The following is an 18,409-nucleotide window of genomic DNA, read 5'->3' as shown; positions in this document are numbered from 1 at the left end:
TCGGCATAAAACCCGGTTGAAAACCCTTTTTCGCACAAGGTTTCGCGTTGAACGCCACTCAGACCCGTTCGATCCTTGTCGCCGCCCTTGAAACCGGATCGATACAACACACCGCTTAAAACTGGGCGGAAGAAAGCGACGCCATCGACCCCTCCGTCGCCACTTTTTGAAAGCATTTGGCTGTTGCTAGGGCCACCGTTTCGGCTGGTGACGTCAGAAGTCGCAGCGGTTGCCAGAACACCAATGAATATAAGTGACGTCAAAAACCGCATGCGTGTTCCTTTCTGTGTTCAGCCCGTGATGCTCACACTTTTCCAGCCGGTAATCTCTCGCAGAGACACATTCACCGTAAACATCTTTGGTGGCGGTTAGCGTCCCGCCGCGAAGCTTCAAATTGGCCACACCAGATTGATGATAACGACGACCACGAAGTAGGCCAGAACAACTTTCCAATTCCACTGGTGTTTGTTTTCTTCGTTGATCACGCCGGCCGATTTCAATGCCAGGTTTGTGATAATCAAAGCGACAACGATGACCGCCGCATGTGCCAGATCGAAATGCAAACTAGAGCTCCTTTTTTCAGATTTGGGATTGTTGAAAATTGTCAGCAGTCGCCTGATGGCAGCATAGTTACATCTGAATACCTTCCTTCAGATGTCGTGATCCGCGCACATGCGCCGGTATCTTTGTTAAACCAGTAAGAGGTCAGCCCTTCGCTTCGGATAAGTTCAAACCCAAGACTTTGGATGCCCATTTCAGCCTGACCCGCTCTGGCCCCTTCAAATGACGAAAGATCGCTAGAGCTGCCCACAGTTGGTGCACTCGCATCCACTGACCCGCCACTCTCGTCGCATGCTGAGAGTACAGAAATACACACTGTACCGATCACCAAAAAGACTTTGGATTTCATCTGTTTTTTCCTAGCTGATTTGAGTTGCCGTTCCAGGGTTTTCCGTCGATCACCTATTCAATTCCGAAAATTACGTTGTAGCCGACGGAAGAGTTGCCGCGGTTGATGACCTCGACAACATGATCACCGGATTGCCACAGCTGCCCTCGATACTCCTTGTCCGCCGACATCAATCCCAACAGTTCAGAACCATCGGGGTTTCGAATAACGTAGTCCAAGGTGCCATTTCGCGGAGCAACGCGAACGTAAAGGAACTGTTCGTTTTTGGCGCCAAGGACGTATTGCTGGGACGCTCCGGGCGCGAGTTGGCCAACGAGTTCGGCGCCAGTTGAACCAGCATCAAATTTGACGCGTCGGCTTTTAGTAGATCCTTCGGCACCGGCCATAGCTCCACCACCATCATCCATCGCCTCGACAACCGACATCTCTCCGATGCTTCCATCCTTGTACGCGATGCATCGCCAAAGTGTCCCACCTGCGTCACGTAGCATGACCAGCGTGCCAGCTTCGGAAAACTCTGAGCTTTCAATCGTACCGGATTGACCGTCTGGCCCACCAACTTGCCGTAAATGATCGATACACGCGTCATCGGCTTCCGACATTGCAAGAGCAGCTGTGCCCGAAATTGCAAACATGGGTGTGAGGAGATTCAGTAAACGGAGTTTCATCAGATTGTCCCCTGTTGGCTAATCCTTACAGTGTTCTTCTGTACAAAGCGGAACTTCATTTCGCTTCCCGCAACTTGGACAGAAACTCATCGCATGCCTGTGCGCTGCCGACGATCTCGTCCGTCGTTTCAATTCCTTGCAGGGATGCCATCTCGGAATTCACGCGATTGAGGATCTGATCCGCTTGCTCGGCGGTGATCAGATTCTCGGCTTGTGCGCCTTTCAATGTAGAGCAGACACCGGCGGACAAGCCTGTCGCAACGCCGACACCCATCGCGGCACCTCCACCCAAGGTCATCGCCCCAACCACGCCGAGGACGAGCCCGATCACGATACCCAAGATCACTTTTCCCATGTTTTCCTCCCTTTTGGTGAGAATGCGTTCGGCGTTCACTACTGCCGCAAACTGCGCACCCATTTGCAAATCAAGACCAGCGCTAAAAGGTTGAAAACCGGTGCGAGCGCCGCGAACCAAGGTTTGGTCGCCTCCGAGAGCAAGTCCGCTAGAAGTATCCAGGGCAACCCCAACGGCAAAAGGAACACCCCGGACAAAGGGTCTTTTTCTTGCCCCAACCAGCCAAATGTACCCGTCATGAACGCAACCAACGCCAACAGGTAAAGGATCGCGAATATGATAGTGGCTATTCTACAAACCAAGTCGAGCATTCCGATGAGCGAGCCAGTGCTGCGCGGCCGTGTTCAGCCACGCACCAAACAGGTCACAATGCGCCTTCGTCGCCCAGGAACTCGATACCGGCTGTGGCGCCATCACTGTAAGCAATACAGTTCCATGGGGCACGATCCTCGCCAACGCCGACGGTGACCTGGGTTCCCGCCTCGCTAAACGCAGACGACAGCACAACGACTTGCGAATTGTTCGTTGTGTTGGCCACGTCTCGCAAACACGCTTGCTGAGCGGGCGTGAGCTCGGCAGACGCGCTTGATGTACCCGTATCGTCGCAGGCCGCAAGCAGTGCGAAACATGTCGTGCCTGCAACCATCACCATCTTGTTGGTCATTTTCTTCTCCCTCTGGTTCGTTGATCTCAATTGAGTTGGAAGCGACTTTTTTTAAGCTCCAGCGTCTATGCGCCCAATAGAACATACCTCGATATGGTGACTGCCGTTTGCAAAAGACTCGCCATTCAAGGTTTGGCCGGCAGAACAATATTGCGTTGATCGCATGCACTGCCAACAACGCGTGACCGCACTGGAAAAGCTGGAGCGAACGTTGGAAGAAGAGCTAGTGCTTTGAGTCTTGGCATCGCGTTCTCCCAACGCTCGATCATTGAAAACGCCTTCCGACTGCCAGCACTCACTCCGGCAGTCGGAAGGGCCCGGTAAATCGGGCGACAGCGACAACAACGGAGGTAAAATAAAGTTGCGTCGAATTCTCATATTTGAATCTAATTTTTCATAAATCAATATTTTTTCCGCGCGTAAATTTCCCTAATCTTTCGTGCGAAAGGCTTTTGCTTTCAAACAAAAAGAATGTGGGGATTTTCGCAAGAGCGAGTGTTCCCTACGCGGCCAAGCGTTTTTGACGCCGCCAAGAAACGACGAAGGGACAAAAACATGGGATTCGTTGAAGCAGTAAAAGCGTGTTTTTCGAAATACTTCCAGTTCTCGGGTCGGGCTTTACGATCAGAATACTGGTGGTTCTTCTTGTTCGTGGTTCTCGTGAGTGCCGTATTAGCTGTGCTGGATACGATCATATTCGGAACCAATCCCGAAACGGGGCAGGGATCTCGGGTTCTGTCCTCTGTTTTCCAACTGGCCGTTCTTATACCCATGCTGGCCGCCGGTTGGCGGAGGCTGCATGATACAGGGCGACCTGGCTGGTACTTGCTGCTGCCGATGGCGCTTAGCATTACAACGCTTTTTGTTATGCTGGGCGGGGTGGCGTTCTTTTCGGTATTGGAGCAAGGAACGGAAAACCCCGATACATTACGTGGACCCGCGGCAGTTTTGGGCGCAACCGGCATTGTTGTTTTCTCAATTCTTCAATTGGTTCTGTCCATCCTGATGATCTGGTGGCTAACGCGCCCTTCTCAAGAAGGCGCAAACGAATACGGCGCACCTGTTTCCTGATCTGGTTACCCGGGCGGTGGGCCCGACGCTCTGCTGAAAGAAAGAGCCAAATGCAACGCCGTGGAGAGAGAAAGAATGAATTTCAAGCCGATTTCCGTTGGAGCGCTGATGATGGCAATGGCAACCACAGCATCGGCGGAGTGGTCGTTCAGTTCCGGGCCTAGTCCCAATTCATTTATTCAGACCGGAAACATGACGCTGGAACTTCAGTGTAACCGTATCCGCTTTGCTCCGGCTGGATATGAGGACAGCCAGGACATTGTGGAGAAGCAGGGGCTTTCCATTCGATTTTTGAAGAACGGCACCACCGAAGTTGGGGCATTTCAGGTTGGCGCAGAAAACGCTGCCGTGCAGATCGTCGACAACTATCCCGTCGAAGTCAGTTTCAATAGTCAAGAGGACTATGGTTTTGTACTGGACCAGCTTGCGGCCAATGCATCGGTTAATCTGTCCATGATTGATCAAGATGTCAGCTACGGAATCTTTGACTTGAAAGGTTCCAGCGCGGCAATTCGGTCCCTTCGTTCCGCCTGCGATTCAGATGCTAGCCAGGGGACCTCCTACGAAGCACCCGAAGGCATCGTCTATTGTGGTGGCGGAGCGAAAAAACGCCAGATCGAATATGTAATTCTGGACAATCCAGAGGGGGAGTGGGACGCGCGAGTAACGGTCAATGGCGAGTCGATCAGAGCCATGACGGCCTACAGTTACTTCGGAAACTCTGAGCCACCGGCCGGGTTTGTCGTCGCCCTGCTTGGGGAAGACAGGTCCGAGTTTCTGATTTTTAACGAAGGCTCGGCAAACTGGCTGGAATACGGGGATTACAGGTATGATCAGTGCAATTGATACCTCCTGCCAACCAGCGTTCCAAATAGCGCGTCAGATGCAATGTTTGGTCGCCGGGATTGTGCTTGCTTCGGGCCTTGTTTGGACCTCACCAGCTGTTGCGGCTGATGTTTCGCAACTTCCCATCGGTTTGCGGGAAAAGGTTGATCTGGCGGCACAAGCCTGCGCGGAGTTCAACGACGGTCAGTTTGACATAGCCTGGGGCGCGGTTGAAAGGGTCGATCTCGACGGAGATCTACAACGCGACTGGGTTTTGAATGAGTCTGGTTTTGCGTGTTCGAGCGCCGCATCTCTTTACTGCGGAACTGGCGGATGCATGTCGCACTTCTTGATTGAAAATGAGGTTCAATCCTTGCTCAACCAGAGCTGGACGGTTGTTGAATTTGGGCGTCAACGCGTTGTTGTTGCGGATATTCATGGATCCAATTGCGACGGAATAAACCCAACGCCTTGCGTCACCGCCAGTGTTTGGGATGCGGACGCTAAGACGTGGCGCTCGTCTGCTGGCGATTGGGAATAAGTTGCATTTGAGAATTGCAGATAAGCCAAAGGAGCTGGTCTGTTCGATGGGTACTCTGTGGCACGCAAACTTATGGGCAAATCGTGCAAAGTTATGCGCAAATACCGCGCAGAGTTATGGGAAAGCTTCCAAGATTTTCTTCAATGAAATCAATGTTGGGAATGTAGCGTTATGAGCGTCCCTACAAATGTGTAGGTTTGCGCAAAATACTTCGCACACCCCATAAGCTTGCGTAGTTTGCCCATAGTTTTGCGCTACCAGATTGTATGCCGTACTGATGAACAACATGAGTTTTGGCGCGGTCGTTGCGGTTATGGACTTTTTCGGCACTCAATTCGCAACGGGCCGCCCAAAAGAACTTTGGTTCTATGCGGCCGTTTTGTTTAGATTCTACGATTGCAGCTCGCATTTCGACCATTCACGCAGGGCACAGTAGTTCTTCAGCCTAGAATGGTGGAATCTATCTCAAAGCGGCTGTAATTCAGCAGCTCAACGGATTGCACACCCAATAAATGACTGCTTTTTAGGGTTGTGTAACCTGGCTTGAAATTCTACCAATTCACGCAGTCAAGCAATTGAAAAATATATAAAATGAGTATTTCGATAACACCGTTTTCCAGCGGCAGCTTGTACAGTGGTGCAACTTGGGCGATAGAGGATAAGCAGCTATTAGCTGAACAAGTAGCGCGAGTGGCTCTTGGCTATTCACGACATATAAAGAAAATCCTTGAGAACACACCCGTTCCACTTCCAGCCTCGGCTGTCAGTAGTGTCGATGGAGCGATTGATCTACTGACTGTTCGAGGACAACTCGGATCGTCTGAACGCTGTTGCAGATCGATCTAGAGGTTTTATCTGGCGCCTAAAAGACGAGGACTGCGATCTCCCAGAGAACGATACGGGTGCATTGTTTGGTCGGTCACACGTCGCACTGGCGACACTATCGACCTGGCAAAGCTTTGCAGACTTGGAGCATTTTGTTCACAGGACTATCCATGGTCAATTTCTTGATCGCCGGGCGGAGTGGTTTGAGCATGTTGACGATCCTGGCTACGTCATCTGGCCGATCCAGGTTGGCCATATACCGAGCCTGACAGAAGGAAAGGAAAGACTTCTTCGGTTGAGAACAGAGGGGCCAAGTCCGGAGGCGTATGACTTTGCAACTGGCAAAGATACGGTTGTTAGATAAGCAGCTCAGCGACTACAAAACTGGATCGACTATCCCTAGCCGTTCCTTACTCCTGAACCACCAAATCTTCGAAACGCTTGGCTCCAGCTTCCGGTAATGTCGCAAAACGAATTCCATCAAGACCGATTTCATCTCTTAGCTTTGCTAGCTGCCTATGGACGGTCTGGCAAGGCGATGATCCAGAACTCCGCATATGTCGACCCTTTCATCCGGCGCGGCTACGCTGTGATTATGCCGAGCGGGCAGCCCAGTATTAATGACAAAGACCTCGATTGGGGTGTCGCTGACGGATATGACCTGGCGCGCGATGATGTCGCCTTTCTCAGCGCCGTGCGCGCCGATGCGGTGGAGCGCTTCGGTATTGACCCGTCGCGGATACTGATCGCAGGCTTCTCTCGCGGCGGCTCGATGGTCTGGGACACTGCGTGCCAAGCGCCTGAGCTGGCGAAAGGTTTTGCCGCTGCGGCCGGTGCGTTTTGGGAGCCCATGACCACTGAGTGCGATGCGCCAGTTCACCTGTTTCACGTACATGGCTTTAAAGACCGAATGGTGCCGTTCGAAGGCCGACAGCTCACATGGGAGGGTGTCGATTTTCACCAAGGTAACGTCATGAAGGGCGTGGATGTCTGGCGCCGCGAGAATGCCTGCTTGAGTAGTGCGGAGAACAGCTTTGGCGACGATGACTCGATGCAGAAGGATTGGATGGATTGTGAGGCAGGCTCGATCCGGTTGAAAGTCACCAAAGGCGGGCACGGTGTGCCTGAGGGCTGGCGGGACGCGGTACTCGACTGGTTCGAAGCTCTTCCATGAGCACTCGATTGCCCCGCAAACCCTTCGGCTATTTTGGTCCGATATGAATTCAGTAGCACCCGACTTGTCTGATGAAAGGGTGAGAAAATGAAAGAACAAGTGTCCAATCACTATGGTCGCAGCCGCAGACTGATCGACCAGATAGCTGATAGCCTGAAGGCCGCAGGCATTGACCCGAAGAATCTGTGCGCCGCAGATTTCGAACCAATCGATGAATTCCATTTCCGAGGCAGACAGGCGACTTTACAGTTATTGGAGAAGCTGGAGCTAACGCCAGGTGCGAATGTGCTCGATATTGGTAGTGGACTGGGTGGGGTCACCAGAACAATTGCGGAAGAAGCAAGCGCTAAGGTTACAGGCATAGATCTGACGCAAGAGTTTTGCGACGCAGCCAAAACCATTTCTGATTGGGTCGGTCTTAGTGAACAAACCACGTTTATTCAGGGAGATGCGACAAAGCTCCCATTTTCGGACAGCAGTTTTGATGGCGCGGTAACTGTCCATGTTGCGATGAACATCCCGGACAAGCTTTCGGTGTACAAAGAGGCCCGTCGTGTCCTGAAGCCCGGAGCACGATTTGGTATTTATGACATTGTACAGGGCGAAGGCGGTGACGTCGAATATCCGACACCTTGGGCTATGGACGCCTCGATCAGTTATCTCGCGACCCCGAAAGAAATGGTCGATTTTCTGCGAAATGCGGGTTTTAGGATTTTGGAAGAAGAAGATTCGACGGCTGAAAGTTACGATTGGCTTAAGGCGAGAATTTCGAAGCCCAAGTCTAAGAGCACCATGCCGGTTACGACACAGATTCTATTTGGGGAAATCGCCAACGATATGGTTCAGAACCAACTTCTGGCTCTGGATGAACGTCGTCTATTGACTTACCGCTTCATTTGCACGGCCTGACAAGAAGACTGTACAGGTGCCTGACCAGGCGCTACTCAGCCGCCAGCGCCTTCTGCCTGCAATAACAGGATGCCTTGATCGGCACGTCAGCCCGCGCGGCGGCCTTGTCCAGTTGCAGCTTGATGTGGGCGGCCTCGACCGTTTCGCCGCGTCGGGTGAGACATTCGTGCAGGCCATGCAGGCTCCAGACGTTGCCCGGATGCTGACAGGCCCGGCTAAGCGTAGCATCCAGGCCAAGGTCTGCACGGTAAACAGCTTCGGCTTCTTCCATCTGGTCCTGTTCAAGAAGAAGTGCGCCCAGCGCATGACGGGTGGGTTGCATCCATCCCCAGGGCTCGTCGTAGGGTAAGTTGTCGTCGATCTCGACCGACTTTCGCAGATGGTCAAAGGCTGTTTCGTGCTCTGCTGTGTGATAGGCCAACTCACCCAGCATCATTTGCTCGGCGACCTTCAGAATGTCCTGGCATGTGTTGTTAAACAGCATTCGCGTTTCGGGAACTTTGGCCAGAGCATCATAGAAATTGGCTTTTTCACTCTCGGCGTCGGCAACCCTATGCAGGTTGGCCAAGGCAACCGTCCTTGCATATCGCATCATGGCGATGGTCACGCTGTAAAGCTCTTCATCCTCTGGCAGATCCTGATTGAGAATATCCTGCCAACGTCCAAACCTGATCAGCACATGTTGCTTCATAGGAATGAAACCTTCAAACCAGTCAGCCATCGGCCGAAGAGTGTCTGACGGTAGGGTGTCGATCAACTCTTCGGCTGCCTCGATTGCCGCTGAAGGTTGCCCCAAAAACATCGCTCCGTAGATTTTGAAGTGGTAGTTGTGGCACCGATATACGGAATAGAAGTTGTCAGGCCCTTCGCGCTTCAGAAACTTGCGATCTGCCAATATGGCTTTGTGATTGCGCAGCACGACATTCATGTAGTCTCCGCACAAAACGTCGATGTGGGTCGGCATGTGCAGCAAATGCCCGGCCTCGGGCACCAACGTGCTGAGTACATCGCCGTGGCGAAGCGCCCGCTCGGGGTGGGGCGACATTTCCATCAGGTGAATGTACATGTGCAAAAGCCCTGCATGTGCCCACGCTCCGGGAAGTGTATCGAACGCGTTTTCGAGCACGGAAATTGCCTCAAGCGTATCGGCCCCCTCAGCGGGCTTTCCGGTCGGCAGATCCCAAAGCTGCCAGGGTGTCCGGTTCATGATCGACTCGGCCAGAATCGCGGATACGTCCAGATCCTTGTCGAATTCGGCATGAACCTTGCGCATCGCATCTGCAAAGGCGTCGTTCCAAGGGCTGAAATCTTCGACGTCAGACGTGTCTGGATAGCGCGCTGGAATTGCTTCGATGAGCGCACGCTCAACTGGTGCCAACTGTTCTTTTAATGACGTAGCTGCAACGATTGACGCTTTGGCCAAGGCGATACAGTCAGGCTTTTCGTCTTCTTCGAAAGTTTCCCAAGGCTTGTTGTAGTTCGGTCCAATACAATACGCGATGCCCCAGTGCGCCATCGCGCAATCTGGATCGGCAGCCACTGCTTTTTGAAAGCACACAATCGCCTCTTCGTGGTTGTACGCGTAGGTCCATGCTAAGCCCCGGTCAAACCAAAGCTGAGCTTCTTCCGACGTGGTCGCAACCTTTCGGCTATAAGTTCCGAGGTCATAATATTCCATAATGGTATCCCCCAGTTTAAAGAAAGAGATTACCACAATGGGCCGATTTTCTATACCGGTGGGGCACCAAAGCCTGTACTAGGTCTTGTTTGCTGCAAAACGCTTCTCCAACCAAAATGTTCAAATTTGAAACCTAGAAATGCGCACATTCCATCTAATTTTACGAGTGGTCGCTTAGCTAAACAAAACTGCCGTTCCTAACTTCGAGTGCAGGGGATGCACTCAGTCCAACGCAAAGTGTCGACTTCAGTAGCTAGTGAACCTCAAAAACCGCCAGCCAAGTATCACACCAGCATGTGCGATGCGCTGTGAGCCGACGCGAAAAATTTCTCCAGTTCTCTGGCCGCTAAACATCCAGCTGGCTGCGGATCCAGCTGAGAAGGGGGGATCGTACGTCTCGCTCATGCCAAATTGCACGGATTCCCAATTCCGGCAGGGGAAAAGGGCAATCGCGCGTGACTAGGTTTTTGTTGTTGGTAGCAGCTTGGGCGAGCGTCTCCGGCACAAAAGCGATTAGATTTGTTCCGTCCAGGAAGGCAGGTTGCAGATGCAGACTATCAGTCACCAGCCCAACCTGGCGTGGGGGCAAACCCTGATCCTTTCCATAAAGGTGAACTGGGTCATCTTGTTTGGTCATGAGACTCAGCCTGACATGTGGATATAGAAAGACCGTCTCAGCATTCCAGCTGTTCAACGCTGGGTGGGTTCGGTCTAAGAGGCACACAAGGCGCTCGCGCAGTAGCAGTCTTTGAAGGAACTTCGGATTTGCCTGAAGTCCTGCGCCAACGATCAAATCGGCATCACCGGAATCGAGCATCTGGTAGCTGTGATCCGAATAACTGTGAATTTCGAAAACGATCCCTGGTGCTTGCTCTCGAATACGCCGAATTGCGTTTGCGAGGAAACTGGTTGCAATGAAATCATGGGCATGAATTCGAATAGTTGCGCTCGCGTTTTCAGGTGAGAACGTCACTGGCGCAGTCAACACGCTGATCTCTGAAAGGATCGTGTTCAACCGAGTTGCAAGGTCCAGAGTGCGCGCCGTTGGCACCATTTCGCGCCCTTGCTTGACGAACAGAGGGTCGTCAAACACGCGGCGCAACCTTGCCAGAGTGTGACTCATGGCAGGCTGCGTTACGTTCATTCGCTGCGCAGCACGTCCAACATGCCGTTCCGAAATGAGCGCTTGCAGAGATTTCAGTAGATTGAGGTCAATTCCATCAATTTCATGCATACTAAGAAGAAATAATGATTATTTCCAATTATGTCTATTGATTGCCATTTTCCTCTCGACCACAAGAGGAACAGAAAGATGAATATTCTGATCACTGGGGCCAGCAGCGGCTTCGGAAAAGAAATGGCCATCAGACTTGCAGACGAAGGTCATTCTGTATTCGCCGGAATGCGTGCTTTGAAGGGGCGAAACGCCGAAGTGGCGACCAGCCTAGAGGCGACATCTGCGCGAATTTCATCCATTGAACTGGATGTCGGCAGTGATGGCAGCGTAGACAGCGCAATCGCCGATCTGATGTTAAAGCTGAATGGCCCACTTGATGTCGTCATTAACAACGCAGGGATCTATGTTGGAGGGCTCAACGAGACCATTTCTGCGGTTCGGTTTCAGAACATGCTGAATGTGAACGTGCTGGGACCGGTTCGTGTTCTACGCGCCATCCTTCCCAATATGCGCGTCCAGGGCTTTGGCACGGTGATCAGCATCACCAGTGACATGTCGCGGTTTGCGTTGCCGATGAGCGGTTTTTACTCAGCCAGTAAAGCGGCGCTGGAACTGGTCGCCGAGACCTATGCCCTTGAACTCGCTCCTCTGGGACTGGAATCCCTTATCGTTCAACCCGGCGCATTTGACACTGGCATCATGCAAAAATCGCCGCCAACGGATGAACCGGAACGCATGGCTGGATACGGGCCAACGTTGGAACAAGCACAAGCGATGGCCGGACGCTTCATGGGGTTGGCGCAAAAAAGCTTTGTTGAGGCACCCCCTGCAATGGTTGCCGATGCCATCGCCGATTTGTTGAACCTGCCCTACGGCAAAAGACCGTTGAGAACTATTGTTGACCCGTCGGACATTGGCGCTCTGGCCAGCGCAATGAATGCTGCCGTAGCCACCAAGCAGGAGAGGTTTCAGAACGCTCTCGGCGCCGATTTTTCCTTCCCGGTTCAGGAGGCTGCGGAATGAATGTGATCACCGTTTTCGTCGGACTGCTGTCCGTCTTCTTCCTCTTCGCAAGCTCGATCAAGATCTTTGGCTGGCAGAAGTTCATTTTCGAAACCCAACTGGCGATGTTCATCAAGTATGGGTTGAACCGGCAGATCATGGCCTTGGTCGGCGTGGTTGAATTGTTGGGCGCAGTCGCGATCTGGTTTCAGGGATCCTGGGTCGGAACTTTAGGCGCGTTGGCTATTCTTGGAACGTCTATCGGTGCAATTGGTTGTCATCTGATCTGGGATACCTGGAAAGAAGGCGTTCCCGCCATGGTCACAGGCACCTTGTCCGCTTTCGTAGTTTGGTCTGGCCGTGAAACGGTGCTGAGCATTGTTGGTATTAGCTAAAACCATTTCTATGACACAGGAGTGCATGTTGTGACTGACAGTATCCGCGTGGCAAATGCCAAGGGCCTTTATCTGGAAGGCATTCGTGACGGCAAAATGGCCGAGGCGCTCGATAAATTTACCGGGGATCGCTACACGCAACATTCAACGGGTGTACGTGATGGTAAGGAAGGTTTCATCGAGTTCTTCACGCCTTTTCTTGAGCGGAATCCGGTGCGCGATATCCAGGTTCTGCGTACCATCGAGGATGGGAATTTCGTCTTCGTGCATGTGTATCAAAGCCTCAACAACGGTGAAGCCCAGTGGGTGACGGCCGATATCTTTGATACCAACGACGACGGGAAAATCGTCGAGCATTGGGATGTGATTGCCGCGTATAAATGGCCAACCGTCTCGGGCCGCAGCATGGTGGATGGCCCAACCGAAATCGAAGATTTCGATTTAACCGAGGCCAACAAGGCCGTGGTGCGAGGGTTCATCGACAATGTCCTGATGGCAGGGCGCAGCGATCTTGTGGATGACTACATATCGACCGAGCATTACGATCAGCACAACCCAGAAATAGACGACGGGTTGGGAGCTTTCTCCAAGCATCTTGGAGCGATGACTAGTGGCGGAAAAACCGCGCATTACGTCAAAGTTCACCGACTACTCGGCCAAGGAAATTTTGTGGTTGCCTTTAGCCATGTGAAACAAGACGAGGACGACTGGGCCGTATTTAACTTGTTCCGGCTTAAGGGCGGAAAGATCGTCGAGCATTGGGATGTTCAGGAACAGATCGGCCCGCAAGAGACCTGGAACAACTCTGGCAAATTCTAGGGAAGATGAGCGTCATATTTTCTCTGGCAGAGGCCGAAGGTGATTGCTTTTTCAGGGCAAGGGAGCGTTGACGTCGGCACAACATTCCAGAAATCGAATGGTTGTATTTGATTAACCCCGCGCGATACTCTGAACGCAGCTCAAAACCTTCGGAACAAGTGTGGAGCAACGAATGAACAAGTTGGCGCTGGCAGGAATGGCATTGATCTCCACTGGCGCGGTGTGGGCCGCCGGTATGGAACGGTGGGGTGAATCCGGGGACTGGACAATCCTGATTGATCCCGAAAAGGGCAATGGCTGTCTCGCGTGGAAGCCTTTTGAAAATGACATGACCGTTGAAATCGGCGCGGCACCTAATCAAGCCGGTGGCTTTTTTGCAGCATTTAATCCGGCCTGGGTTCAAATCGAGGACGGGGCGACGGGCATCGTAAAGTTCGACTTTGGTGATGCGAAGTTTGAAGGCGAAGCTGTTGGAGTCTTCAAGAATGGAGTTCCCGGTGGCTACGCCTTTTTCGACAACCCGGCGTTTGTAACCGAGTTTGGAAAACGCCAAAGCGTTACGATTATTGGCGAAAGCGGGGCCGAGGTGGAGCTTGATCTCAGCGGGTCTGCAAAAGCCATTGAGGCCGTTCTGGAGTGCCAGGCCGAACAGCCAGAACCACTGAAGAATTAAGTATTATTGCAATTGATTGATGTCCGGCAGGCACGGTTGCCTGTCGACAGGCATTGCATCAGCGCCTTCTGGAGCCTTGTTTCTGGACCCGCCCACATCCAGCTTGAACTTTGGCGACGACAGCTGGCCCGTCACATCAAAGGGCCAGGCGCTTCGGGATAGGGGTTTGCCAACGCGACGGGGCTCTGCTCTGATCGCTATGTTATCGTTCAGCCAGTCCACATGCCCCTTGGCCACCAACTGAACCGATCCCGTTTCAATGACAATGGAGTTTGAACTGACCCGTCCTGCCTGGATATCAACCGGGGCGACCACACAAGTGATGTCGGTGTAACCTTGTCGGAACTCCTCTGAAAACAGCCAAGGGAAAATACCCAACCCCGCCAGTTCCAATAGGCTGGTACTGATATAGCCCTGCGACATCGACAAAGACGCGTTGCCGCGCATGGAGTTGATGAAGGCTTTGCCCGAGGCGGTGCTGCCAGAAACGTTGAACTTACCGCTCAAACGTCCATAGGCATCAATTCCAATCCCCAGTTCATCAAGGATCTCACCGAATTCCCATCCCGAAGTTGATCCCGACAATGAAAGCCAATCGGGTGAATCAATCAGGTCCATGACCGCCCTCAGGCTGAAGTTTCCGCCGCCATAGGCCATCTGAAGAGGGCCGAAATCCACGGTTCCGTCTTTTGCAGACAGTTGGCTTGAAACAGAGGTTACACCTTGTTGGCCTACAATCTCTTTGAAATCGATCTGTACCTCGACGTCAGCTTCTTTCAGTACACGCTGCACATCCAGAAGATCAGCAGGTTTCCCTTTCTCCTTTGGCAACACCAAGGGCTGGACGTCTGTCTCCTTCGGCAAAACCAAAGGCTGAACTTCGGCTTCAGGTTCTTGCGAGGTCTCGCCTACCAGACTTTTCAGTTGGTCCAGCCCGGCGGTCAGGTTCTTAAGGTCGTTGAGATCTAGTCTCTCGCTTGTAATGTTGCCACGGACGACGGATGCACCTTCGGGAAACTTTGCATCCAAAGCAGCAAGAAGATGCGAAGATCCGGCTTCGAACTCGATTGCGGCATCAAAGTCTTCGCCCTGCCTAGAGGTTTCAGCATCGATAGCTAGTGCTCCGATTTCGACAGGTTGCAAGTTAAGCGCGGTCAGAAACTGGGCACCGTCGTCGACATCCAGTTCAACGTCGAAATCGAGACCGGCCAGCCCTTTTAGCTCGTTGACAGATAGTGCGAGATCGAGTGCCCAGAGATCGGTGTCGTAAGCAGTCGCGTTAAACCTATTGAGTGAAACCGGCCCGCCTGCATTGGATATGTTGAAATCGGCTTTGATGCCGCCGAACTGGTCAACGTAGCCTTCATCGAGGTTGGGCAAAATCAATTTGGCGGGCCCGTTTAGCTCACCATCGAGGGTTACGTCCTGAAGCTGAAGCAGATCGAGGATTTCACCTTCGGCTTTCAGGACAGGCTCTTCAATTGGACCGGCTTGCAGCGCGATGCCCAGCATGGCGAGCCGGCCGTCTGGCATGCGGCGAATGCTTTCGATAGAGGCTGGACCGATTACGTCTAACCCCTGGTCAAACGCATTGGTTTGGAACAGCAACTTCTCGAATTCGAAGGAAGCCAGGGATCCGACCATATGCATTTCAAAGCCGGTGAATTTCAGCTCTTGGATACTTTTTGCTGCTGGCGGCGGCTGTCCTTCAGGATAAAGCCGCGCGTTGAAGAGCAAATCGACGCCCTGAGCGGTGTAGAGGTCATCTATCGCTCCCTCAGCTTCGAGTTTCTGTCCTCCCTCCAAGTTTACGGCTGCTGTAAACGCTTCGATTTTCAGGACGTCCTGGGACACGAGTTCAGCCAGAAACTGGCCATTACCTTCCAGTACGCGTTCCAATCCAATGACATCTAGAAAATCACCGAATTCTCCGGTGTCCATTTCCAAGACAGCCCGATAGCCACCCCCTTCGTCTTCCGAGAACGCCTCGCCATCGTAGCTTACGGTCATTTCGCCAAAACTGGCACGTGTCGTAAACGGTGCGGCGTGTGGGTAGTCGCCTTCGATTTCGAAACCCTGACCGTTGACGGAGCCGGATCCAGAGACCTTTGTTCTTTGGCCACTATCTACTTGTTCGAGCGTGAGTGACTGAAGGTCAAACCCAAACGAGAAGCCTGAGACCTTGTCGTCGATGTTTAACCCGATTGACGTGAAGCTGACATTCTTGTCGCTCAGAAAGTTCAGGATTCCGCTGCCTTCCGTGTCGCTCTCCTTGGTACTATCAGCGCTAGCGACGTCTTTTTGGTCATCCGCTGATACAGGTTCCTCCGACGCGGGCTTGGGTGTTGGCCTGTCTTTTCGCCAGCTTATGGTGCCGTCTGCGGCCGTAAGAATATTCGCCTGTAGGCCTTCCACTACAAGATTGTCAAAATGCAGACGTCCGTTGGTCAAAGCGGCAATGTCCAGCTCCAGTTCCAGCAGGTTCAATTCTACAAGAGGTGACTCCGGCATTGTCTGGCTCGGGATGACTACCCCACCGGCGTAAATGCGACTAATGCGTCCAAGCGCGACGCTTACATCATCCTTGACCAAAAGTGGTCGGCCGATTTGTTCCGAAAGAACTCTTTCCACAAGGTCGCGCCGCACGTCCGAGAACATCGGAGCAGCAAGCAACAACCAAACAAATGCGACAGCTGTGAAAGCGAGAATTGCGACAAGCCCAATTATTCTAATTAGCCAAACCTTCATGCGCTCCCCTATCGCCGCTTTCGCCGTTCATTCTTTCACGAGCAGAAATTTAGCTCACCAGCCTGAACGCTCGTTCTGAACCATATTCAGGTCAATTGGGCTGTGTCCTAATCGTCTCTGGGAGCCCCGCCAGTCGCCTTGATCCTTCCCATCAACACACGTTTCCCATTGGTCGAAGCATCTTCGGACGTCTGGATAGGACCAAAAGTCTGCACGTTATCGACCACCAAAGTGAACGCAGCCTTCATGAGGACGGGACCATCAACAACCAGCATCTCCTTCTGCGTCGGGTCAATCCTGATTTGACCGGTTACAACGATGGGTTCGTAGACTGTCGATGGCGCCCAGGATTCACTCAGGCGCAAACGCACCATCTGGTTTGGTGGCGGAGGCGGTACGTGGCTGCACATTCCACGTTCCGGCACGATATATGCCATTTGGGAACCATCTTCGTCGCGGGGTGCCGGGATCACAAATCCGCCCAACGAAACGGTTGCACCATCGATGTCGACGTTGGCGGCCGTGCCCGCCTTCTCACGTCTTTCCATCACAACCCAGCGTTGGGAAATCAGCCAGTCCGCATCAACGCCTTCCTCAGCAAGGGTTGCTTCAGTCGCCTCGATATCCAGTTTAATCTGATCCAACAGCTCTGGCGTCGATCCGCCTTTCTCTAGCTGCGCGCGTAACCGGACCAATCTGCGAAGCGCGTTAAGCTGTTTGCCCGTCAATTCGACGAAAGGATCTTCATAATCCTGAGCGGTTTCATCGACCAAGTCTGCCCATTCGATACGTGCAACTTCCGAATGAGCCGGCAATGCCAATAAGCACGCGGCGATTACTGCAAAGGAAAGACGCATTGTCATATGCTCCTCACTTGTCGGCAAAACAGCGCCTGTTGCCACTGGCTTCGACGGGTCATCATTCAGTTCCTCAGACTCGAAATAACTGTGACTTTTGCTCCTGGGCGAAGCAGCAACTCTGGATTCGGGAACTCGGCCCACACATCCATCAGCTGCGTTTTGGGATTAACCTTGAATGCCCCACCGAAATAACGGCCCTCGTAGGGGTACAACTGTCCGTCCGGCATCTGCAAAGACAGGCTGAGCCCCTCAAACGCCTCGGCATCTGATTCAAATATCTGACGCCGTTTGATGAATTCCTCGTAGGGCACTTTGACGACAACGTAGACCGGGTCGATGTCTGACAGGATCGCCAGCGTTTCGTCCCCTCGTCTTTCCGTGCTCAGATACTGGTACTGCTTGACATGTGGTTGGCTGATAATTCCCGAGAATGGGGCATGTAACTCGGTGAAACTGTAGGCAAGCTGCGCCCCTTCATAAGCGAGGCTCGCCCTTTCCGCTGCGATTTCAGCAAGGTCGCGGTTTACCTGGGCAAGCTGCAACTCCGCTTCCGGTATCAGCTCTTTCAGGTAGAGTTCCTTTTTTCGGGCCAATTCCGCATCGACGAGCCTGAGTTGGGCTGTCGCATCCTTCAGAGCAGTTTCGCTCAGCCGCATTTCGATGAAAGGACCCTTTTTGCCAAACTCGAATAGAAGGTCGCCCTGCTGAACATATTGGCCGGCGTGAAACGCAATTCGGGTGACCACATTGTCGACCAGTGGCGACAGCTCTGCTTCGCGACTTGGCTGTACATAACCCTCAAAGCGTATTGTTTGCGGGGCGTCTTTTGCTCCGGAGTCCTGCGCGAGTGTGACGCCTGCTGTCGAAAGGGTAGCAAGCGCAAAAAGTACAAGAAGGGCCTTTATCATCGTAGCGCCTCAGATACGGGTTTTGAACTTGGGCCGGGGTTCACAGAATGATCGCCCCGGCCAGCGTCAGGACAAACGAGGTAGTTCTTGCCCTGAAACATCGTACTTTCGTCTAGTTGAGAAGATCACCGACGATGCCGACCGCATCGACTACGGTAGACAGGTCATTCGTAACTTCGAGGACTTCGTCATCGACCAGAATGTAGC

The 18,409-nt window shown here is 52.7% G+C and carries 20 protein-coding genes; 10 read left to right on the top strand and 10 right to left on the bottom strand.

Features of this window, described 5'->3' with window-relative positions; genetic code table 11:
* Positions 1 to 389: 389 nt before the first annotated feature.
* The 5 genes from GS620_RS20805 to GS620_RS20785 all read right to left on the bottom strand — a co-directional run bounded on the left by GS620_RS20805 (position 390) and on the right by GS620_RS20785 (position 2,597).
* A complete protein-coding gene (locus GS620_RS20805; protein ID WP_170755412.1) occupies positions 390 to 563 on the bottom strand; it encodes a hypothetical protein in 174 nt (57 codons plus the stop codon).
* Between the two features lie 41 nt (positions 564 to 604).
* Positions 605 to 910 (bottom strand): hypothetical protein, encoded by a 306-nt coding sequence (locus GS620_RS20800; protein WP_152456654.1) that lies wholly within the window; start codon positions 908 to 910, stop codon positions 605 to 607.
* Positions 911 to 963: 53 nt separating this feature from the next.
* Positions 964 to 1,578, bottom strand: coding sequence for a hypothetical protein (locus GS620_RS20795; RefSeq protein WP_171617616.1), 615 nt, complete (start codon positions 1,576 to 1,578; stop codon positions 964 to 966).
* Positions 1,579 to 1,633: 55 nt separating this feature from the next.
* Complete coding sequence (locus GS620_RS20790) at positions 1,634 to 1,933, bottom strand: hypothetical protein (RefSeq protein WP_152456656.1); 300 nt, start codon at positions 1,931 to 1,933, stop codon at positions 1,634 to 1,636.
* 364 nt (positions 1,934 to 2,297) lie between these two features.
* Complete coding sequence (locus tag GS620_RS20785) at positions 2,298 to 2,597, bottom strand: hypothetical protein (protein ID WP_152456658.1); 300 nt, start codon at positions 2,595 to 2,597, stop codon at positions 2,298 to 2,300.
* 555 nt (positions 2,598 to 3,152) lie between these two features.
* On the opposite strand from GS620_RS20785, the gene GS620_RS20780 reads away from it, so the two are divergent.
* The 6 genes from GS620_RS20780 (at position 3,153) to GS620_RS20755 (ending at position 7,942) form a co-directional block, all read left to right on the top strand.
* Positions 3,153 to 3,668 (top strand): DUF805 domain-containing protein, encoded by a 516-nt coding sequence (locus tag GS620_RS20780; protein WP_171617615.1) that lies wholly within the window; start codon positions 3,153 to 3,155, stop codon positions 3,666 to 3,668.
* A 75-nt stretch (positions 3,669 to 3,743) separates the two neighbouring features.
* Positions 3,744 to 4,514, top strand: a complete 771-nt coding sequence (locus GS620_RS20775; protein ID WP_171617614.1) for a hypothetical protein — start codon at positions 3,744 to 3,746, stop codon at positions 4,512 to 4,514.
* Positions 4,498 to 5,034: a hypothetical protein gene (locus GS620_RS20770; RefSeq protein WP_171617613.1), complete on the top strand. Its 537-nt coding sequence runs from the start codon at positions 4,498 to 4,500 to the stop codon at positions 5,032 to 5,034. The genes GS620_RS20775 and GS620_RS20770 overlap by 17 nt, the downstream gene beginning before the upstream one ends.
* Before the next feature lie 796 nt (positions 5,035 to 5,830).
* Positions 5,831 to 6,223: a DUF3291 domain-containing protein gene (locus tag GS620_RS22350; RefSeq protein WP_171617645.1), complete on the top strand. Its 393-nt coding sequence runs from the start codon at positions 5,831 to 5,833 to the stop codon at positions 6,221 to 6,223.
* Positions 6,224 to 6,319: 96 nt separating this feature from the next.
* Entirely contained in the window at positions 6,320 to 7,033 is a 714-nt protein-coding gene (locus GS620_RS20760) for a PHB depolymerase family esterase (protein ID WP_171617612.1), read from the top strand.
* An 87-nt stretch (positions 7,034 to 7,120) separates the two neighbouring features.
* Positions 7,121 to 7,942, top strand: coding sequence for a class I SAM-dependent methyltransferase (locus GS620_RS20755; RefSeq protein WP_171617611.1), 822 nt, complete (start codon positions 7,121 to 7,123; stop codon positions 7,940 to 7,942).
* A gap of 31 nt (positions 7,943 to 7,973) precedes the next feature.
* Here the strand turns inward: GS620_RS20755 and GS620_RS20750 are convergent, their stop codons facing one another.
* Entirely contained in the window at positions 7,974 to 9,620 is a 1,647-nt protein-coding gene (locus tag GS620_RS20750) for a tetratricopeptide repeat protein (RefSeq protein WP_171617610.1), read from the bottom strand.
* A gap of 346 nt (positions 9,621 to 9,966) precedes the next feature.
* A complete protein-coding gene (locus GS620_RS20745; protein ID WP_171617609.1) occupies positions 9,967 to 10,854 on the bottom strand; it encodes a LysR family transcriptional regulator in 888 nt (295 codons plus the stop codon).
* A gap of 78 nt (positions 10,855 to 10,932) precedes the next feature.
* Between GS620_RS20745 and GS620_RS20740 the strand changes: the two genes are divergently transcribed.
* The 4 genes from GS620_RS20740 to GS620_RS20725 all read left to right on the top strand — a co-directional run bounded on the left by GS620_RS20740 (position 10,933) and on the right by GS620_RS20725 (position 13,686).
* A complete protein-coding gene (locus GS620_RS20740) occupies positions 10,933 to 11,820 on the top strand; it encodes an SDR family NAD(P)-dependent oxidoreductase (protein ID WP_171617608.1) in 888 nt (295 codons plus the stop codon).
* Positions 11,817 to 12,194 carry a DoxX family protein gene (locus tag GS620_RS20735; protein ID WP_171617607.1) on the top strand — a complete coding sequence of 126 codons (378 nt, stop codon included), beginning with the start codon at positions 11,817 to 11,819 and terminating at the stop codon, positions 12,192 to 12,194. The genes GS620_RS20740 and GS620_RS20735 overlap by 4 nt, the downstream gene beginning before the upstream one ends.
* Before the next feature lie 30 nt (positions 12,195 to 12,224).
* On the top strand, positions 12,225 to 13,013 hold the full coding sequence (locus GS620_RS20730) for a nuclear transport factor 2 family protein (protein WP_216597981.1): 789 nt from the start codon (positions 12,225 to 12,227) through the stop codon (positions 13,011 to 13,013).
* Positions 13,014 to 13,185: 172 nt separating this feature from the next.
* Positions 13,186 to 13,686, top strand: a complete 501-nt coding sequence (locus GS620_RS20725; protein WP_171617606.1) for a hypothetical protein — start codon at positions 13,186 to 13,188, stop codon at positions 13,684 to 13,686.
* A 3-nt stretch (positions 13,687 to 13,689) separates the two neighbouring features.
* Here GS620_RS20725 and GS620_RS20720 read toward each other — a convergent pair whose 3' ends face one another.
* The 3 genes from GS620_RS20720 to GS620_RS20710 form a co-directional block, all read right to left on the bottom strand.
* The gene (locus GS620_RS20720) at positions 13,690 to 16,434 is read right to left on the bottom strand and encodes an AsmA family protein (RefSeq protein WP_171617605.1); all 2,745 of its coding nucleotides are present in this window, start codon (positions 16,432 to 16,434) and stop codon (positions 13,690 to 13,692) included.
* Between the two features lie 107 nt (positions 16,435 to 16,541).
* The gene (locus GS620_RS20715; RefSeq protein ID WP_216597980.1) at positions 16,542 to 17,297 is read right to left on the bottom strand and encodes a DUF3299 domain-containing protein; all 756 of its coding nucleotides are present in this window, start codon (positions 17,295 to 17,297) and stop codon (positions 16,542 to 16,544) included.
* A gap of 59 nt (positions 17,298 to 17,356) precedes the next feature.
* On the bottom strand, positions 17,357 to 18,202 hold the full coding sequence (locus GS620_RS20710; protein ID WP_171617603.1) for an efflux RND transporter periplasmic adaptor subunit: 846 nt from the start codon (positions 18,200 to 18,202) through the stop codon (positions 17,357 to 17,359).
* Positions 18,203 to 18,409 lie beyond the last annotated feature (207 nt).

The organism is Ruegeria sp. HKCCD6428 (assembly GCF_013110595.1).
Taxonomy (GTDB): domain Bacteria; phylum Pseudomonadota; class Alphaproteobacteria; order Rhodobacterales; family Rhodobacteraceae; genus Ruegeria.
This window is presented reverse-complemented; position numbering and strand designations above follow the sequence as displayed.